Origin of the sequence: Streptomyces sp. NBC_00028, from assembly GCF_045041065.1 — a bacterium.
Taxonomy (GTDB): Bacteria; Actinomycetota; Actinomycetes; order Streptomycetales; family Streptomycetaceae; genus Streptomyces.
Window position 1 is genome coordinate 9,057,998 of record NZ_CP108293.1, and the last position, 17,623, is coordinate 9,075,620.

Here is a 17,623-nt window from a genome sequence, read left to right on the forward strand (position 1 = left end):
GGCGTGGCGAGGTGGTGGAGGTGTGTGCCCCGGGCCCGGTCGATGAGGGCGAGTGGCCCGGGCCCTGTGGCCGTGGCGATCGGGCCGTGGCCGAGTGATGGAGGCGAGCTCCACGAAGCCGGGCGGTGAAGGTGAGCGGCCCGGCTCCTGTGGGTTTGGTGCTGGGGCGTGGCGAGGTGGTGGAGGTGTGTGCCCCGGGCCCGGTCGATGAGGGCGAGTGGCCCGGGCCCTGTGGCCGTGGCGATCGGGCCGTGGCCGAGTGATGGAGGCGAGCTCCACGAAGCCGGGCGGTGAAGGTGAGCGGCCCGGCTCCTGTGGGTTTGGTGCTGGGGCGTGGCGAGGTGGTGGAGGTGTGTGCCCCGGGCCCGGTCGATGAGGGCGAGTGGCCCGGGCCCTGTGGCCGTGGCGATCGGGCCGTGGCCGAGTGATGGAGGCGAGCTCCACGAAGCCGGGCGGTGAAGGTGAGCGGCCCGGCTCCTGTGGGTTTGGTGCTGGGGCGTGGCGAGGTGGTGGAGGTGTGTGCCCCGAGCCCGGTCGATGAGGGCGAGCGGCCCGGGCCCTGTGGCCGTGGCGATCGGGCCGTGGCCGAGCGACAGAGGTGAGTGCCCCGACCCGGCCGATGAAGGCGAGGCGTGGTGCCGGGGCGCCGCCAGGTCACTGCGGCGAGCCCCCGGCCCCCGCCCGGCCTGCCGAGGGCGGCTGGCCCCTCCCGCGCGCCGGCCCGCAGTCAGCCCAATAACGGCCGGCCCGCCTATACCCCGTCCCCCTCACCCCATGCCCCTCCATTCGAAGCGCGGCACGGCGTACGGGAGCCGTCAGTGCGCCCCCGCGCAACCTGATGGCCGGTTCTTCGCGCCCGGGGAAGGTGCGGGACGCGAACAATGGGGCAGTCGCTTCTCACCCATGGAACCGGCGAACGGCAACGCGAGGGGACGGGCAGTGATCCGGGTTCTTCTGGTGCACGACGAGTGTCTGGTCAGGTCGGTTCTGGCGGAGTGGTTACGCAGGGAACCGGACCTGGGGGTGGAGGACGCCCCGTGGCGCAGCGCGCCGGGCCGGCTGCGAACCCTGCGGCCGGACGTCTGCGCGGCCGACCTGGAGTGCTCGGACAGTTACGGCATCCCACCGCTCGGTGAGCTGGACGCCAGATCGGGCGGGGCGGCACCGCCACGGCTCCTCGTGCTCGCCAGCGCGAACCGCCCCGGCCTGCTGAAACGGGCCGTGGAGGCGGGGGCGCTCGGCTACGTCGACAAGGAGGGCTCGCCGGAACGCCTGGTCCACGGAATCCGCCGCGTCGCCGAAGGAAAACGTTTCGTCGATGACTCGCTCGGCTTCGGTTTCCTGAAGGCCGCCGAGATGCCGCTGACCCGTCGCGAGCTGAGCGTGTTATCCCTCGCCGCCGAGGGGGCCTCCGTCGCGGAGATCGCCGGAAGCCTGCACCTGTCCCACGGGACGGTGCGCAACTACATGGCGGCCATCACCCGCAAGACCGGCGCCCGCAACCGCATCGACGCGATCCGGATCTCCCAGGGAGAGGGCTGGCTGTGACGGCTCCGGCGACCAGCTCCCGACGAGGTCGCGGTAGAGCGCCGAGCGCTCCAGCAGCGCGTCATGTGTTCCGTACTCCGTCGTCCGGCCGTCCATCACCAGGATCCGGTCGGCCCGTCGCGCCGAGCTGATCCGGTGCGCGACGACCACCAGCGTGCCCCCGGGCCGGGCCGCGAAGGCCCGCTCCGCGCGTTCCTCGGCACGCGGGTCGAGATGACAGGTCGCCTCGTCCAGGAGGACGAGCGGGGCGTACGACAGATGGGCCCGGGTGAGGGCGATCAGCTGCCGCTCGCCCGCGGAGAGCGCCGCCGGGTCGACCGTGGCGGCGGGGCCGCCGAGCGCCTCCAGCAGCGGCAGAAGACCCACCGCCTCGGCCGCCGCGAGCAACTCCGCCTCGGGCACCGGGTCGGGGCGCAGCAGCCCGAGGTTCTCGGCGAGGGTGCCGGAGTGCACGTAGGCCTCCTGCGGGACCAGGACCCGGCGGGCCGCGGCCTCGGCCCCGGGCACCGGGTACCCGCACACCCGGATCACGCCACTGCCGGGCTCCAGCACCCCGGCGACGAGCGCGGTGAGGGTGGACTTGCCGATGCCGCTCGGGCCGACGACGGCGAGATGGGCACCGGGGCGGAGTTCGAGGTCGAGGCCGTCGACGACGGGGGCCGCGGCGGGGCCGTAGGCGAAGGTGACCGACCTGAGGGTGAGGGCGGGGACGCCGGGCGGCGGATCTTCGGCGGGGCGCCGCAGTCGGCCCGTCGGGGTGGCGGACGCCGTCCCGTCCTGGTGGACCAGCCGGCGCAGCACCACCGCCAGCCGTGAGCCGCTGGTGCCCAGACCGTGGACGAGGTTGCGCAGGGCGGGCAGGAGCGACTGGGTGACGTAGGACAGCGCGCCGACCAGGGCGCCCGGCGTGACGCCGTGCCCGAGCAGCGCAGGTGCGGCCAACAGCAGGAGCACGATGGGGAGTTCGCCGCCGATGGTCAGTGCGGCCACCCGCAGGACGCCCCAGCGGGCCAGCGAGGTCGCGGCCCGCCGCTCGGAGTCGATGTGATGCCCGGTGTCGGCGGCGACCCGGTCCTCCGCCCCGGCCGCGGTGATGTCCCGCAGGCCGGGGCAGACGGCGCCGTAGCGTGCGGCGAGCGCCTCGTCGGCGACCAGGAACGCCTCCTGGCGGCGGGCCAGCGGACGCAGCGTCGTCAGGAAGAGGGCCACTCCGGCGAGCAGCGGGAGCCCGACGACCAGGAGGAGGGGCGGGGCGAGCGAGAACAGGCCGATCAGCGCTCCGGCCGCGGTGAACACGAACGAGCGCGACACCATCACCAGCCCCGCGAACGTGTCCCGGGCGATCTCGGTCTGCTGGGTGAGCCCGGACAGCGCCCTGGGGTCGCCCTCCCGTACGCCGTGCGCCACGACCCGGGTCACCAAGCCATCCCTGAGCGGCTCGACCAGTTCGGCCACCGCGCCGTAGACCCGGGCCGTGCCGAACGCCCCGACCAGGACCCCGATCCCGGCGACGCCGAGCCAGGCCAGTCCGACGCCCGCCCGTCCCGCCAGGAACCCGTCGTCCAGGGCACGGGCGGGGGCGTAGCCGGTGAGGAACGTCTGCCCGGTCTCCAGCACCGACCAGGCGGCCAGTCGCACGACCACCCGCCACCGGTCCCGCAGGAAGCGCAGCCCTCGCCGGGTGATCACGGCTGCTCCCCGTCCATGAACACGGCGCGGTAGTCCGGCAGTTGCCACAACTCGGCGTGCGGGCCCACCGCCCGCACCCGTCCCCCGTCCAGCCACGCCACCGCGTCCGCCCGGGCCGCGGTCGCCGCCCGGTGGGCGACCAGCAGCCGGGTGCCGTGCGTGCCGGAGCCCGCCAGGGACGCGGTGATCTGGGCCTCCGTCACGGTGTCGAGGCTGGAGAGCGCGTCGTCCAGGACGAGGAGCCGGCCGCCGTGGGCGAACGCCCGGGCCAGGCCCAGGCGTTGGGCCTCGCCGCCGGAGCGCGGGGCGTCGGCGCAGAGCGTGGCGTACCCGGCGGGCAGCCGGTTGACGAAGTCGTCCGCGTGCGCGGTGCGGGCCGCTTCCCGCACGCGCGCGGGGGAGAGGGGCGTGGGCCCGAGGCCGATCTCCTGCTCCAGGGTGCCGCCCAGCAGTGCGGGCCGGTCGAAGGCGTGCCCGATCGCCCCGCGCAGCTCGTCATGGGTCAACTCCCGCAGCGGGACGCCGTCCAGGAGGACCTCCCCGGCGTCCGGGTCGGCGAGTCGTCCGGCGAGCGCGGCCAGCAGTGACTTGCCGGCGCCGGATCGGCCGACCACGGCGAGGGTCGTCCCGCCGGGCACGACGAGGTCGACACCGTCGAGGACCATCCGTGCGCCGCGTCGGGCGGTGACCCCGCGCAGTTCCAACCGGCCGGGTCCGGGCGGCAGTCGCCGGTCTCCGTACAGCTGAGCGGGTTCGGCCAGCACCTCGGTGAGGCGGCCGGTGGCGGCGCGGGCGCGGGCGAGGCTGGCGAGCTGTCCGACGAGCATGCCCACGCCGCCGGCGAGCACCGCGTACCGCGAGGCCGCGAGCAACTCGCCGACGGTGAGCCGGTGATGGGCGAGCAGCAGCCCGGCGACGGCGACGACACCGAGCTGGAGCAGCGGGGCGAGGGCGACGGACTGGCCCGCGGCCCGCCCCTGCACCCGCCACATGCGATGCCCGGCCCGCGACAGCTCGGGCAACGGCCGCAGGACGCGCGCGGCTTCCCGCTGCGCGGTACCGGCCGCCTGGATGGTGCGGTGGCCGCCGACGGCCTCCGAGAGCGCCGCCGCGATGCGCCCCTGCTCCTGTTGGTAGTGGGCGACACACTCCCGGGTGTCGCGGGCGAAGGCGCGCAGCAGCAGCGCGAGTACGGGTGCCCCGGCCAGCAGTACGGCGGCGAGCCACGGGTCGATGAGGGCGAGGGCGACGAGTCCGCCTACCGGTCCGGCGAGGGCGGCCAGCAGGGCGGCGCGGGCGGTGGGCGCGGTGCCGGCCTGCGCGGCGTTGCCGACGAGGCGGGCGACGAGGTCGCCGGGTCCGAAGCGTTCGGCGGCGCGTGGGCCGACGGCCAGGACATGTCCGGTCAGGCGCCTGCGCAGCCAGGAGGTGGTGCGGGCGTCGAGGGTTCCGCCGAGCACGGTCTCGGCCGCGTCGAGCAGGGCGAGCAGCAGGACGAGCGCGGCGCAGTACGCCACCCAGCGGGTCGCCGGGGCTCCGGCGAGCAGCAGGTCGAGGGCGCGGCCCAGCGCGGCGGGCAGCAGCAGCCCGGCGCCGGTGGCGGCCGTGCTCACCAGGCACAGGGCCAGACACCGGACGGGGGCCGGGCCCAGGGGCCCGAACACCGTCGTGGTGGTACGCGCTGCCGGTGCGGTCGTCATGGGGCCCTCCCCGGTACGTGCGGGACCCCGGGCGGCCCTTCCCTCGCGGGAGCGGGCCGCCCGGAGCCTTGGAGGCACGAGGTGTGTCAGAGACAGAGCGTGATGCTCGCGGCGCTGACGCAGGAGAGCAGGCTGAGGCTGCTGACGCCGCCGCCACCCGTCGTCTCGTCGGACTCCATGGTCTGCAGGTCGAGAAGTGCCATGTCGGTTTCCTCTCTTCGGGGTTGCCGTCACCTGTGGGGACGGGGTCGGATCACGATTCCGTCAGTTCACGGAACCGCGCTGTGGGGGCCGCCGGAGCGGCGGGAAGAAGGGCAGATGTGGGTCCGCCCCGGCGTCGAGGGCCGCGCCGAGCGCGAGCAGGCAACCGGCCGTGCCGGTGCCCAGATCCATCGACAGCCGCATCATCTGGTGTCCGGGGAAGGCCAGTTGGCCCTGGTAGGACATGGAGAACCAGCCGAGTCCGTCGATCTGCTCGGCGAGCCGTGCCCTGGCGCCGGGCGTGGAGGTGCGGGCGAGGTGCAGGATCAGCCCGGCCCGGCCCTGGAAGAGGCCCGGCTGTACGTAGAAGCGGAAGGTGGCGGCGGTCAGGATGCCGGCCCGGACGTCGGCCAACTCGCCGCCGGTGTGGGCGAGATAGTCGTCCAGGACCATCCCGACGCCCGCGCTCCCCTCGCCGAGGTAGGGCAGCGTCCGCCAGCCCTCGTCGACCTCGAGCGAGCCGCTCGGGTGCGTCACACAGACGTCGAGGTCCCGTTGCAGGGCGGTCCCTGCCGCCTTCAACAGCCGCTCCTCACCGGTGCGTTCGTACTCCCGCAGCAGGAACAGCGCGGGCCCGCTCGCCCCCCGCATCAGCCCGGCCCGGCGCCGCCGGGGGCTGTCCGGAAGGGGCTCCTCAAGACGTCGTACGAGGATGTCGGCGGCCTCGGCGGCACGGTCCCGCAGCTCCGACTCGCCGCTCGTGCGGGCGAGTTCGGCGAGGACCAAGCCGAGGCCGGCCAGACCGCCGTGCAGGTCGGAGGAGAGGTTCTGCCAGCGCTCGGCGAGGATCGAGCCGACCAGATCGAGGGCGCGTTGTCGGTGACCGAGCCGGTCCAGCACATGGGCGACGCCCGCGAGTCCGTCGTACAGCCCGAGCGGGGTGCCGGTGGGCGGTGGCGCGGTGCGGGCCAGCAGCCAGCGCTCGCCCTCCTCGTACCGCTCGGCGCCCACCGAATCCAGGGCGTACAGGACGCCGGCCGCGCCGTGTGCGAGGCCGAGGCCGCCGCCGTCGTTGAACTGCGTGATGTCGCCCGGGAAGAGCCGGTCGTCGCGTTCCGGGGTGGCCGAGGCGAGGAGCGCCTTGACCATGGAGTCACGGCTGTGGGGCCAGTCGGCGGGTTCCACGAAGGGCTTCACCAGGGCGGGGACCGCCGTTCCGGTCTCCCGGGTGATCTCCGCGACCGCGTCGTCGAGGAACTCCTTCGGTACGTCCGGGAACTGACGCAGAATCACCTCGGCCAGATGGGCCGCCTTGCCGCGGTCGACCACGAACAGCGTGGTGACCGGCAGGAACAGCGCGATCCGCAGACAGGCCAGCGCGTAGCGGTCGACGTCGACGCCCGTGCGGTCCGGCGGGGCGAAGAAGCCGGGGTGCGCGACCACCTGGCGGCCCTGTTCGCCGACCGGCGCCGCCGCCTCGAAGTCGAGCAGCGACACCGACTCCCCGTCGGGCCCGATCATGATGTTGAAGACATGCAGATCGTTGAAGACGATCCCGCGCGCGTGGAGCGCCTCCACGGCCCGCTCGACGCCGTCGTACACGCGCAGCGCCCACGCCGTGTAGTCGGCGACGGCCGTCGGATCGGGATCCGGGGTGAGCAGCGGGTGGCGCTCGGCGAAGAACGAGTTCAGCGGGCGTCCCTCAAGGAAGTCCATGACCAGGAACCGGTGGTCGCCGAGCGTGAACCAGTCCCGCACCCGCGGCACCACACCCGTCCCCGCCACCTGCTCAAGGGCGTCCTTCTCGCGTTCCAAGCGGGCGATGGCGTCCGCCCCGTCGGCGGCCAGTCCCGCATGCGGCCGGCCCTCCTTGAGGACGACTCTGCTGCCGTCCCGGGTGTCGGTGCCCGAGTAGACCCCGCCGCCGTTGGAGAAGTGCAGCGCCTTCTCGATCCGGTACGGCAGCTCGCCCACCGTCGTGGTGTTCCGCGCCGCCAGATGCGGGGCCAGGAACGCCGGGAGCGTCACCCATTCGGGCACCTGGAAGGACGGCGCCCTGCGGTCCGGCACCAGGGTTCCCTCACCGTCGCGCACCGCCGGCACCAGCGAACCCCGCTCGTCGACGACGAACTGACGTGCGAACGCCCCGTAGCGGACGTACAGCGGCCCCTCGCCCCAGCGCAGATCGGTCAGGATGTACGGCCCCTCGAACCCCTCGAGGAGCTTCCCCAGCTCGCGCAGCACCACATGCAGCTGCTCCTCGTCGGCCGGGTAGAGGGTGACGAACTTGCCGCTGCTGTCGCGGGCCGCGTACTTGGTGTTGCGCAGATGCAGCAGATGCGGTCCCGGCACGAACTTGAACGGGATGCGCCGCGGCACGCAGTAGTCCCACACGATCGCCGCGATCCGCTCCGCGTTCGCCCGAGTGGCCGAGGCATGGACCTTCCAGCCCTGCGCCGGGCCGGACACCCGCTCGCCGTCCGTCCCCAGCGGCGTCAGCGTCAGCCAGTCGCCGATCCGTGTCGCGTCCCAGCCCTCCGGCACCTCGCGCCGCGCCGGCTCGTACAGGGGCGCGGCCTGCCGTGCTCCCGCGGACAGCCGGTCCGGCGTGTCGTAGAAATGCCGGTCGGCGAGCGCGTACACCTCGTACCGCTTGTCCATGCCTCCCCTTCCCTGGCCCGGCAACGAGCTTCCAGCGGTGGCACGGGGTGCGGACAGTCGCCGCTGTCACGAGATCACCGTGCGGAACGCATGCGTAAAGACTTGTTCGGCGACTTTCGAGCCTCGCCCCCCGCACCACCGCCGCAGAGACCCCACGGAACGGTCACAGGGGCTGCGCGGGTGCCGCATAAGCGCTGTAATGGCGGACGTGGTCAGTGAGGGAGCTGCGGGACGCAGAACGAGAACGCTGCGTGCCGAAGTTGCCCTCAAAGCGCTCACGGCCGGTCCCGGCGCACCCGAACGACTACGGAGCGTCCTCGAACAGGTACTCGTCTTCGCCAGGGCGTCCTTCGCCGCCGTGTACGCCCCCAGCGACGACGGTGAGCTGCTCTGCCTCATGGAGGCCGTCGGCGTACCACGGACCCTGTACGGGCTGCGGGACGGCTATCCCAGGGCCGGCGGATCCCCCGTGGCCGACGTGCACCGCACCGGACGGGCGGTTTGGCTCGGCCCGCAGGACCTCGCCGAGTCCGCCGAGGCGCGGCGCGTGCCGTCCCGGGACTTCCATCTGGCGGTCCTGCCCGCCCACGGCGACGGGGGCGGCGGCTGTCTCGTCGCCGTGAGCGAGCGCCTCGACGGCTTCGACACCGACGACCGCAAATGCCTGGAACTGCTCGCCGACGCCGTGTCCTGCCCCGTCCCGGCCGCCGAGGCCGCCGAGGGCGGGGAACTGCCCGCCGGCGCATTCAGCCTCGCCATGGACACCGGGCGCGTCGAGGTCGGCGACGACATCCTCGACCTGTTCGCACTGGGCCGGGACGACTTCGACGGCCGGGTGGAGACCCTGCTGGCGCTGACCGTGCCCGAGGACCTGCCCGCCCTGATGTCCGTCACCGAGGCGGACCACATGTCCCTGGGCGACCGCGAGCTGGAGTTCCGGGCCCTGCAGCCCACCGGACCACCCAAGTGGCTCAGACTGCGCGGACGGCTGCTGCCCGGCGGCGAGGGCCAGCCCGCCCGCCTCGTCGGCACCGTCGACGACGCCTCCACCCTGCGCTCCGACGTCACCGACGTGGCCCGCGTCCAGCGCCTGGCCGCGGCCCTCGCCACCGCGGGCACCGTCCGCGACGTCAGCCAGGCCGTCGTCTCCGCGCTGCGCAAGCCCCTGCGGGCCGACCGCATCGCCCTGGCCGAGCTGGAGAACGACCGGCTCGTCGTCACCGTCCTCGACCCGCCCGACCCGGAGTCCTGGCCCGAGCTGTGGCGCCTGGAGTGGCGCACCGAGTGGCCCGACGCCCCCGTGCGCGCCATGCCCACCCTCGCCACCGCCCTCAGCGAGGGCCGCGCCCAGATCTGGCCCGCCGGCACCGCCCTGGAGCCCGCCCTCGCCGAGGTCGGCCCCGGCGGCCTCGCCGTCCTGCCGCTGCCCGCCGCCGGACGCATGGCCGGCGCCTGCCTCATCGGCTGGGACACCCCGCACGACTTCGGCCCCGACGAACGCGCCCTGCTCACCGCCTCCGCCGGGCTCGCCGGACAGGCCCTGATGCGCGCCCACGCCTTCGACGCCGAACACGAACTCGTCGGCATGCTCCAGCGCCAGCTGCTGCCCCGCCGGCTGCCCAAACTCCCCGGCGCGACCGCCGTCGCCCGGTATCTGCCGAGCACGGCGGGCCTGGAGCTCGGCGGCGACTGGTACGACGTGATCCCGCTGCCCGACAACCACGTCGCCCTAGTCATCGGCGACGTCCAGGGCCACAGCGCCGGCGCCGCCACTCTCATGGGCCAGATGCGCACCGCCCTGCGCGCCTACGCCGTCGAGGGCCACCCCCCGGACGTCGTCGTCTCGCACGCCAACCGGCTCCTGACGGACATGGAGACCGACCTCTTCGCCACCTGCGCCTATGTCGACCTCGACATGGAGGAGGGCTCCGCCTGGTGCGTCCGGGCCGGCCACCTCCCGCCGGTGCTGCGGCACCCGGACGGCAGCACCGACATCGCCGAGGCCGAGGGCGGCCCGCCGCTCGGGGTCGTCGCCCAGGCGGACTTCCCGATGACCCCGCTGCGGCTGCGGCCCGGCACCCTGATCGCGCTGACCACCGACGGGCTGGTGGAGTCCGCCGACTCCGACATCGACGAGGGCATGGACCGCTTCGCCCACGAGCTGTCCGTCTCCGACCCCACCCACCTCGGCCTGGTCGCCGACGCCCTGCTCGGCAACGCCCGCCGCAGCGACGACGTCGCCCTGCTCCTGGTCCGCTACGACGGCATGGCCTCGCACCCGCTGCGCGAGAGCTGGACGGTGTGGCGGGTCCCGCAGGCCGTCGGCCACGCCCGCCGCTTCACCCGGCGCACCCTGCGCTCCTGGAACGTCACCGGCGACGCCCAGGACGCCGTCCTGCTCATCGTCTCCGAACTCGTCACCAACGCCCTCGTGCACACCGACGGCCGGGTCCGCCTCGACCTCACCCTGGTGAACCACCGGCTGCGCGTCGCCGTCGCCGACTCCTCGCCCCGCACCCCGATCAAGCCCACCAGCATCGGCTGGGAGGCCACCGGCGGGCGCGGCATCCTGCTGGTCGAGGCCATGTCGGCGGCCTGGGGGAGCCTGCCGGTCAGCGGCGGCAAGCAGGTGTGGAGCGAGGTGACGCTGTGACCACTCGTACGAGTGCACCGTGAACCGATCGCGCACGACGCCAGTTGATCGAATCCACCCCGCGCCACCTCGGCCTTTCGTAGCATGCAAGCCACACCGCACACGGTCGGTAACGGGTGAACGGGTCTAAGGTGAACCAAATGAAGGCTCTTGTCCTCTCTGGTGGTGCCGGAACCCGCTTGCGGCCGATCACCCACACCTCGGCCAAACAGCTCGTTCCCGTGGCCAACAAACCCGTGCTGTTCTACGGCCTGGAGTCCATCGCGGCCGCCGGCATCACCGAAGTCGGCGTGATCGTCGGGGACACCGCCGCCGAGATCGAGGAAGCGGTCGGCGACGGCTCCAAGTTCGGCCTGGAGGTCACCTACATCCCCCAGGAGCGCCCCCTCGGCCTCGCCCACGCGGTGCTGATCGCCCGGGAGTTCCTCGGCGACGACGACTTCGTGATGTACCTCGGCGACAACTTCATCGTCGGCGGTATCGCCGCCCTCGTCGACGAGTTCCGCACCCACCGCCCCGACGCACAGATCCTCCTCACCCAGGTCCCCGACCCACGAGCATTCGGCGTCGCCGAACTCGACGCCGCGGGCCAGGTGATCGGCCTGGAGGAGAAACCCGAGACCCCGAAGAGCGATCTCGCTCTGGTCGGCGTCTACCTGTTCACGCCCGTGATCCACGACGCGGTCCGCGCCATCACCCCCTCCTGGCGCGGCGAACTGGAGATCACCCACGCCATCCAGCACCTGATCGACGAACGCGCCGACGTCCGCTCCACGGAGATCAAGGGTTACTGGAAGGACACCGGCAACGTCACGGACATGCTGGAGGTCAACCGCACCGTCCTGGAGACCGTCGAGCACCGCCTCGACGGCGAGGTGGACGAGCGCTCCGAGCTTGTCGGCCGCGTGGTCCTGGAGGAGGGCGCGCGGATCGTCAACTCCCGCATCGTCGGACCCGTGATCATCGGCGCCGGCAGCGTCGTCGAGGACTCCTACATCGGCCCCTTCACCTCCCTCGCCGAGAACTGCCGCATCACCGACAGCGAGTTGGAGTTCTCGATCGTGCTGCGGGACTCCTCGATCCGGGGCGTGGGACGTATAGAGTCCTCCCTCATCGGCCGTCACGTGGAAGTGACCCCGACGACCGGTATGCCCGCTGCCCATCGTCTGGTGCTCGGAGACCACAGCAAGGTGCAGATCCGTTCATGAAGCTTCTCGTCACCGGCGCCGCCGGCTTCATCGGCTCCCAGTACGTGCGCAGGCTCCTCGCCTCGGAGTCCTCGGACGCGCCGCGGATCACCGTGCTGGACAAGCTCACCTACGCCGGCACCCTGGACAACCTCGAACTCGACCACCCCCGCCTGGAGTTCGTGCAGGGTGACATCCGGGACGCGGAGCTGGTCGACGAGCTGACGGCCGACGCGGACCAGATCGTGCACTTCGCCGCCGAGTCCCATGTCGACCGGTCGATCACCGGGGCCGGTGACTTCGTGCTCACCAACGTGGTCGGCACCCAGACCCTGCTGGACGCCGCCCTGCGGCACGGCACCGGACCGTTCGTGCACGTCTCCACCGACGAGGTCTACGGCTCGATCGACGAGGGCTCCTGGCCCGAGACCCACCCCCTCGCGCCCAACTCGCCCTACTCCGCCTCCAAGGCCTCCTCCGACCTGCTCGCCCTCGCCTACCACCGCACCCACGGCCTGGACGTCCGCGTCACCCGCTGCTCCAACAACTACGGGCCGCGCCAGTTCCCGGAGAAGGTGATCCCGCTCTTCATCACCCACCTCCTCGACGGCAGGAACGTCCCGCTGTACGGCGACGGCCGCCACGTCCGTGACTGGCTGCACGTGGACGACCACTGCCAGGGCGTCGACCTCGTCCGCACCGGCGGCCGGGCCGGCGAGGTGTACAACATCGGCGGCGGCACCGAGCTCAGCAACAAGGAACTGACCGGCCTGCTCCTCGAAGCGTGCGGCGCGGGCTGGGACAGGGTCAGTCACGTCGAGGACCGCAAGGGCCACGACCTGCGCTACTCCGTCGACTGGACGAAGATCCGCACCGAGCTCGGCTACGAGCCCCAGCACGACTTCGCGACGGGCCTCGCCGACACCGTCGCCTGGTACCGGGACCACCGCACCTGGTGGGAGCCGCTCAAGCGACGCACCACCCCGCACTGAGAACCATCCGACCGTTCACCTGTGAAAGGACCCCGTCGAACCATGTCGATCAGAACAACTGTGAAGAACGTGTTGGGTGAGAAGAACGTGCGTGTGGTGCGCCAGTTGAAGCGACGTATCTCCGGCCAGCCCCCGCAGCCGGTCAAGAAGAAGCCCACCGGACTGGCCGCGATCTCCCACGATCTCAACAAGCTCGCCGTGCACTTCAAGACGGACAAGTGGGGGGCCCACCGCTACACCCAGCACTACCAGCGGCACCTCCAGCACCTGAAGAACGAGGAGTTCAACCTGCTGGAGATCGGCATCGGCGGCTACAACCGGCCCGGTCAGGGCGGCGCCTCACTGCGCATGTGGAAGGCGTTCTTCCCGAAGGCGCAGATCTTCGGCATGGACATCCAGGACAAGTCCCATGTCGACGAGGACCGCATCACGACGTTCATCGGCGACCAGTCCGACCCCTCGTCCCTGAACGCCGTGGCCGACAAGATCGGTGACCTGGACGTCATCATCGACGACGGCAGCCACCGTCCCCCGCACGTGCTCACCACGTTCGCGACGCTCTTCCCGCGCCTCAAGGACGGCGGCATCTACGTCGTCGAGGACACGCAGTCGTCGTACTGGCCGGAGTGGATGGGCAGCGAGGACCTCGACGACCCGAACACCAGCATGGCGATGCTCAAGCGGCTGACCGACGGGCTGAACTACGAGGAGTTCGTGGACGAGCACTACCAGCCCAGCTACACGGACCTCAACATCGTGGGCGTGCACTTCTACCACAACCTCGTGATCATCGAGAAGGGCAAGAACGCCGAGGGCACCAACAAGCGCAGTGCCCTGAAGGCGCGTTACGCCAAGAAGTGATCGGCGTCCCCGTCCGGGAGAACAACTGAGCGCGGCCCCCGTGGAGTTCACGGGGGCCGCGCTCGGTCGCTGTCGGCTACCGGTCGCGGTTTCTGATGCGGTGCGCCGCCCCGCGCAGCACCCTGCCGAGCGTGCGCCTGACTTTGCGGGCCAGCCGCCGCGCACCGCCGTGGCCGGGCGCGGCCACCGGACGGACGGTCTCGCCGGAGACCCGCAGGGCGAGCGGCAGGACGAGGAAACGCGGCTCGTGCGCGTTCGGCACGGGGCTCAGCGCCACCCGCCACCTCGCGCCGCTCAACTCGGCCAGCGGCAGATCGGCTTCCAGGACCGAGCCGAGGCTCTCGTCGTCGGCGGGGGAGAGGGTGCCCGGCACATCGACGATCTCGGCCGCGCCGAGCCGCAGCACCACCTTGGTCTCCCCGGCCACCTGGAACGGCACGGCCGTGCTGATCCGGGGCCCGTCGACCGCGACGGTGCCCGGCGTGACCCGGTCGAGACCGAGCCGCTTGGTCGCCCGGTCCACGTCGAGGGCGAGATTGCCGTGCGGATGGGTCCAGTACGGCAGGACCACCCGCCCGCCCGCCACTGCTGCCTGCGGTGTGGGCCGGTCCTCGGCCGGGGCGGGACCGAGCCGGCACTCCTTGGTCCAGCCACCCAGCCGGACCCGCACGAACGCGTCCCACAGGCCGTCGTCCGGCGCCGTCCCGCCCGCCGCCGTGGCGGGGTCGACGGAGGCCGACGCCCGCAGCACGAGGCGCACCCGGTCGCCGCCCTTGTCGGGCACCTTCTCCCGGACGACCCGCACGGGCTGGAAGTGCTGGGCGGAGCTGGCCCGTTCACGCAGCAGCAGGTCGCCCGCGGCCTGGTCGAAACGGGCGACGGAGTCGGCGCACACCCAGGCGATCGCCTCGGCGGCGTCCAGCGGCGGAGCGTCCTTCGCCAGGGCGCCCTGCGCGGGGAACCGCATCGGCTCGCCGCCCGAGGTGAACTCGGCGCTCAGCGACACCTCCAGCACCCCGTCCTGCCACTCGACGCCCTCGGGAACGGCCGTCAGGGCGATCCCGGCCTCCCACTCGGCGAACGCCACGATGTCGTCGAGGCGGTCCGCCGTGATCAGCGCGGCCACCACCCGCTGGGCGGGCGGGAGTCCGGCGGCGACACCGGGGCCGAAGCGGTCCACGACGGTCGAGTGGATCTCCGCGAACAGCGCCCGCCGGTAGTCCTCGGGGAGCCCGAGCAGCCGCCTGCCGCGCATCCGCTCGACCATCTCGTTGCGTAGCCAGCGACGGAAGAGCCGGTCGCGCAGGTCACCCGGCTTCGTGTACGTCTCGACGACGTCGAGGGCCTCGCGCAGGTTCTTGAAGTACCCGGCCGGCTCGAACTGCTGGAAGCCGGCGTTGGAGGCGTCGTCCCGGCGTACGTGGTAGTAGCAGACGTAGTCGCTGAGCACGGAGACGTTGTCCGCGCGCAGATACGCCTCGGCGATGAAGACATGGTCCTCGAGGCGCCGCCTGCCCTCCGGGAAGCGCAGACCGATGTCGTCGAGGAAGGCCCGGCGGAACATCTTGTGCGGGGTGAGGCTGTCGATCAGCGGCGCGTTCTCGACCGTGGCCTGCGGGCGGTTGCGGCGGAACAGTTCGACCGGCACGGGGCGTCCCTTGCCGGCCATCTTGCCGACGATCACATCGGCGCCGTTGGCCACGCCGTAGTCGTACATCCGCTCCAGGGCCTCGTCGCCGAGGTAGTCGTCGTTGTCGACGAACATCACGAACTCGCCCCGGGCGGCCTCGATCCCGACGTTGCGGGGCTTGCCGGACCAGCCGGAGTTCTCCTGGTGGATGACACGGACGCGTGGGTCCTCGGCAGCGAGCTCATCGAGCCGGCCGGGCGTTGAGTCGGTGGAACCGTCGTCGACGAAGATCATTTCGTACTCGTCGGGAGGCAGCGACTGCCTCTTCAGAGACGCGATGCAGTCCTCGATGTAGACCCCGGGGTTGTACACGGGGACGACGACGCTGACCTTGACCGGCATGAGCTCGGTCCCCCTTGGGTCGCTTGTCGTTTCTGTCATGGTGCGGTGCTTGTGGCCAGATGCTAACCCGCCGCCGGGGCGGTTGATGTTTCGACCACCGCTCGGAACACATACCGATCGTGTCAAGGTTGACGATCTTGTACGGATAGTCTGACCACGTGCGACTGCTCCTGATGTCCGACACACATCTGCCCAAGCGCGCCAAAGAGCTTCCGGCGCCGCTCCTGGCCGAACTCCCGCGCGCCGACGTGGTGTTCCACGCGGGGGACTGGGTGGACACCGCCACCCTCGATCTGTTGGAGCGCCTGAGCCGGCGTCTCGTCGCCGTGTACGGCAACAACGACGGACCGCCGCTGCGCGCCCGGCTGCCCGAGGTCGCGTACGCCGAACTCGGCGGCCTGCGCTTCGCGGTGGTCCACGAGACCGGTCCCGCGCAGGGCCGCGAGACACGCTGCGCCGCCCGCTTCCCCGAGACCGACGTGCTGGTCTTCGGGCACAGCCACATCCCCTGGGACACCACCGCCCCGACCGGGCTGCGGCTGCTCAACCCCGGTTCCCCGACGGACCGGCGGCGTCAGCCGCGGTGCAGCTACCTGACGTGCGAAGTGGCCGACGGCCGGCTGAGCGACGTAGAACTGCACCTGCTCCCGCTCCGTTGACCACGACCGCCGCACTTCCGGGCGTCTAGAGTCACTTGAGCCGAAGGACCTTCCGACGATCAAGGGGAACCACTTGAAGCGCAAGCTCATCACCGTGCTCGGTCTGGTCGCCGCCGGTATATTCGCCGGCGCCGGAACGTCCCAGGCGGCGGACGCCGTCGTCTACACCACCACGGGCGGAGGCCGGGCCGGGTGGACGGAGAACGGGGACACCCTGACCGTCTGCGACATCAGCTCGGACGGTTACGGCGTGCGGGGCTACGTCTACACGCCGTACTCCGACGCACCGCAGAACGGCACCGTCCTCATCAAGGGCAACGACCCGAGCAACGACGGCAACTGCGCCGGCTTCCCCGGGGACCTGAGCGAGAGCATCCACATCTCGTTGAAGGTGTGCGAGTACGCGGGTGACGTCGTGACGTACTGCGACTACGTGAAGATCCGCTGACCTGCTTCCGGGCTGCGAGGGGGGCTCCACCCCCTAATTCGTTGGACGCTGACGCCGTCACCCCGTTGAGATGGGGTACGTGCTGATCGACACCACGCTCGTACGCCGTCTGCTGACCGCGCAGTTCCCGCAATGGGCCCACCTTCCGCTCGCCCCGGTGCCGCAGTCCGGCATGGACAACGCGACCTTCCGGCTCGGCGACGAGCTGTCCGTACGGCTGCCGCGGTACGCCCAATGGGCGGGTCAGGTGACCCGCGAGCACCGCTGGCTGCCGAAGCTCGCCCCGCACCTGCCGCTGACCGTGTCCGAGCCGCTGGAGATCGGCGACCCGGGCGAGGGCTACCCCTGGTCGTGGTCCGTGTACCGCTGGCTGGACGGGGAGACGGCGACCACCGAGGCGCTCGCCGACCCGGTGCGGGCCGCCCTCGACCTCGCCGGGTTCGTCACCGCGTTGCAGGACATCGACGCGAGCGGCGGTCCGGGCCCCGAGCAGAGCAACGCCTTCCGTGGCGTCCCCATGGGCGACCCGCGGGACTCGCTGGCCGCCGAGGCGCGGGTGCGGCCCAAGCTGGAGGCGCTGCGGGGGACGGGGATGGTCGACATCGACGCCGTGACGGAGGTGTGGGAGGCGGCTCTCGCCGCGCCGGCCTGGCACAAGCCGCCGGTGTGGATCCACGGCGACCTCGCGACCGGCAATCTGCTGATGAGGGACGGCCGGTTGAGCGCCGTCATCGACTTCGGGACTCTGGCGGTCGCCGATCCGGCGGTCGACCTGCAACCGGCGTGGATGTTCCTGCCCGCGCGGGCCCGCGACGCCTTCCGCGCGGCGGTCGACGCCGACGACGCCACCTGGGCACGGGCCCGAGGCTGGGCCCTCGCCGGGTCGCTGCCGGTACCCGACGACCCGTTCTTCCAGCAGGACCCGGCGCGGGTGACGGCGGCCCTCGACCATCTGGCGCAGGTCGTCGAGGACCACCGACGGTACGGGTGAA

The 17,623-nt window shown here is 72.2% G+C and carries 12 protein-coding genes and 1 pseudogene; 8 read left to right on the plus strand and 5 right to left on the minus strand.

What is annotated here, in order from left to right; all coding sequences use genetic code 11:
* Nucleotides 1–903 precede the first annotated feature (903 nt).
* A pseudogene (locus OG885_RS41065) lies at nucleotides 904–1,464 on the plus strand (LuxR C-terminal-related transcriptional regulator); the annotation flags it as partial.
* Here the strand turns inward: OG885_RS41065 and OG885_RS41070 are convergent.
* The 4 genes from OG885_RS41070 to lanKC all read right to left on the minus strand — a co-directional run bounded on the left by OG885_RS41070 (nucleotide 1,387) and on the right by lanKC (nucleotide 7,799).
* Nucleotides 1,387–3,234: an ATP-binding cassette domain-containing protein gene (locus OG885_RS41070; RefSeq protein ID WP_405743117.1), complete on the minus strand. Its 1,848-nt coding sequence runs from the start codon at nucleotides 3,232–3,234 to the stop codon at nucleotides 1,387–1,389. The pseudogene OG885_RS41065 and the gene OG885_RS41070 sit on opposite strands and share 78 nt — an antisense overlap.
* Entirely contained in the window at nucleotides 3,234–4,937 is a 1,704-nt protein-coding gene (locus OG885_RS41075; protein WP_405741237.1) for an ABC transporter ATP-binding protein, read from the minus strand. The genes OG885_RS41070 and OG885_RS41075 overlap by 1 nt, the downstream gene beginning before the upstream one ends.
* Nucleotides 4,938–5,023: 86 nt before the next feature.
* Complete coding sequence (locus OG885_RS41080; protein WP_329342519.1) at nucleotides 5,024–5,140, minus strand: SapB/AmfS family lanthipeptide; 117 nt, start codon at nucleotides 5,138–5,140, stop codon at nucleotides 5,024–5,026.
* A gap of 61 nt (nucleotides 5,141–5,201) precedes the next feature.
* The gene (lanKC, locus tag OG885_RS41085; RefSeq protein ID WP_405741239.1) at nucleotides 5,202–7,799 is read right to left on the minus strand and encodes a class III lanthionine synthetase LanKC; all 2,598 of its coding nucleotides are present in this window, start codon (nucleotides 7,797–7,799) and stop codon (nucleotides 5,202–5,204) included.
* A gap of 208 nt (nucleotides 7,800–8,007) precedes the next feature.
* On the opposite strand from lanKC, the gene OG885_RS41090 reads away from it, so the two are divergent.
* The 4 genes from OG885_RS41090 (at nucleotide 8,008) to OG885_RS41105 (ending at nucleotide 13,492) form a co-directional block, all read left to right on the plus strand.
* The gene (locus OG885_RS41090; protein WP_405741242.1) at nucleotides 8,008–10,452 is read left to right on the plus strand and encodes a SpoIIE family protein phosphatase; all 2,445 of its coding nucleotides are present in this window, start codon (nucleotides 8,008–8,010) and stop codon (nucleotides 10,450–10,452) included.
* A gap of 140 nt (nucleotides 10,453–10,592) precedes the next feature.
* The gene (locus tag OG885_RS41095; protein WP_405741245.1) at nucleotides 10,593–11,660 is read left to right on the plus strand and encodes a glucose-1-phosphate thymidylyltransferase; all 1,068 of its coding nucleotides are present in this window, start codon (nucleotides 10,593–10,595) and stop codon (nucleotides 11,658–11,660) included.
* The gene (rfbB, locus tag OG885_RS41100) at nucleotides 11,657–12,631 is read left to right on the plus strand and encodes a dTDP-glucose 4,6-dehydratase (RefSeq protein WP_405741248.1); all 975 of its coding nucleotides are present in this window, start codon (nucleotides 11,657–11,659) and stop codon (nucleotides 12,629–12,631) included. Before OG885_RS41095 ends, rfbB begins: the two co-directional genes overlap by 4 nt.
* A 42-nt stretch (nucleotides 12,632–12,673) precedes the next feature.
* Entirely contained in the window at nucleotides 12,674–13,492 is an 819-nt protein-coding gene (locus OG885_RS41105; protein ID WP_399966671.1) for a hypothetical protein, read from the plus strand.
* Between the two features lie 76 nt (nucleotides 13,493–13,568).
* Here OG885_RS41105 and OG885_RS41110 read toward each other — a convergent pair whose 3' ends face one another.
* Entirely contained in the window at nucleotides 13,569–15,524 is a 1,956-nt protein-coding gene (locus OG885_RS41110) for a glycosyltransferase family 2 protein (RefSeq protein ID WP_405741252.1), read from the minus strand.
* 158 nt (nucleotides 15,525–15,682) lie between these two features.
* On the opposite strand from OG885_RS41110, the gene OG885_RS41115 reads away from it, so the two are divergent.
* The 3 genes from OG885_RS41115 (at nucleotide 15,683) to OG885_RS41125 (ending at nucleotide 17,622) form a co-directional block, all read left to right on the plus strand.
* On the plus strand, nucleotides 15,683–16,183 hold the full coding sequence (locus OG885_RS41115) for a metallophosphoesterase family protein (protein ID WP_405741255.1): 501 nt from the start codon (nucleotides 15,683–15,685) through the stop codon (nucleotides 16,181–16,183).
* A 73-nt stretch (nucleotides 16,184–16,256) separates the two neighbouring features.
* Nucleotides 16,257–16,631: a hypothetical protein gene (locus OG885_RS41120; protein ID WP_405741258.1), complete on the plus strand. Its 375-nt coding sequence runs from the start codon at nucleotides 16,257–16,259 to the stop codon at nucleotides 16,629–16,631.
* A gap of 70 nt (nucleotides 16,632–16,701) precedes the next feature.
* The gene (locus tag OG885_RS41125; RefSeq protein WP_405741261.1) at nucleotides 16,702–17,622 is read left to right on the plus strand and encodes an aminoglycoside phosphotransferase family protein; all 921 of its coding nucleotides are present in this window, start codon (nucleotides 16,702–16,704) and stop codon (nucleotides 17,620–17,622) included.
* The last annotated feature ends 1 nt before the right edge of the window (nucleotide 17,623 follow it).

What these genes read in the sequence shown, in the direction of transcription:
- OG885_RS41075 (WP_405741237.1), bottom strand. Translation starts at nt 4,937, where the DNA reads ATGACGACCGCACCGGCAGCGCGTACCACCACGACGGTGTTCGGGCCC.
- OG885_RS41080 (WP_329342519.1), bottom strand. Translation starts at nt 5,140, where the DNA reads ATGGCACTTCTCGACCTGCAGACCATGGAGTCCGACGAGACGACGGGT.
- lanKC (WP_405741239.1), bottom strand. Translation starts at nt 7,799, where the DNA reads ATGGACAAGCGGTACGAGGTGTACGCGCTCGCCGACCGGCATTTCTAC.
- OG885_RS41095 (WP_405741245.1), top strand. Translation starts at nt 10,593, where the DNA reads ATGAAGGCTCTTGTCCTCTCTGGTGGTGCCGGAACCCGCTTGCGGCCG.
- rfbB (WP_405741248.1), top strand. Translation starts at nt 11,657, where the DNA reads ATGAAGCTTCTCGTCACCGGCGCCGCCGGCTTCATCGGCTCCCAGTAC.
- OG885_RS41105 (WP_399966671.1), top strand. Translation starts at nt 12,674, where the DNA reads ATGTCGATCAGAACAACTGTGAAGAACGTGTTGGGTGAGAAGAACGTG.
- OG885_RS41110 (WP_405741252.1), bottom strand. Translation starts at nt 15,524, where the DNA reads ATGCCGGTCAAGGTCAGCGTCGTCGTCCCCGTGTACAACCCCGGGGTC.
- OG885_RS41125 (WP_405741261.1), top strand. Translation starts at nt 16,702, where the DNA reads ATGGGGTACGTGCTGATCGACACCACGCTCGTACGCCGTCTGCTGACC.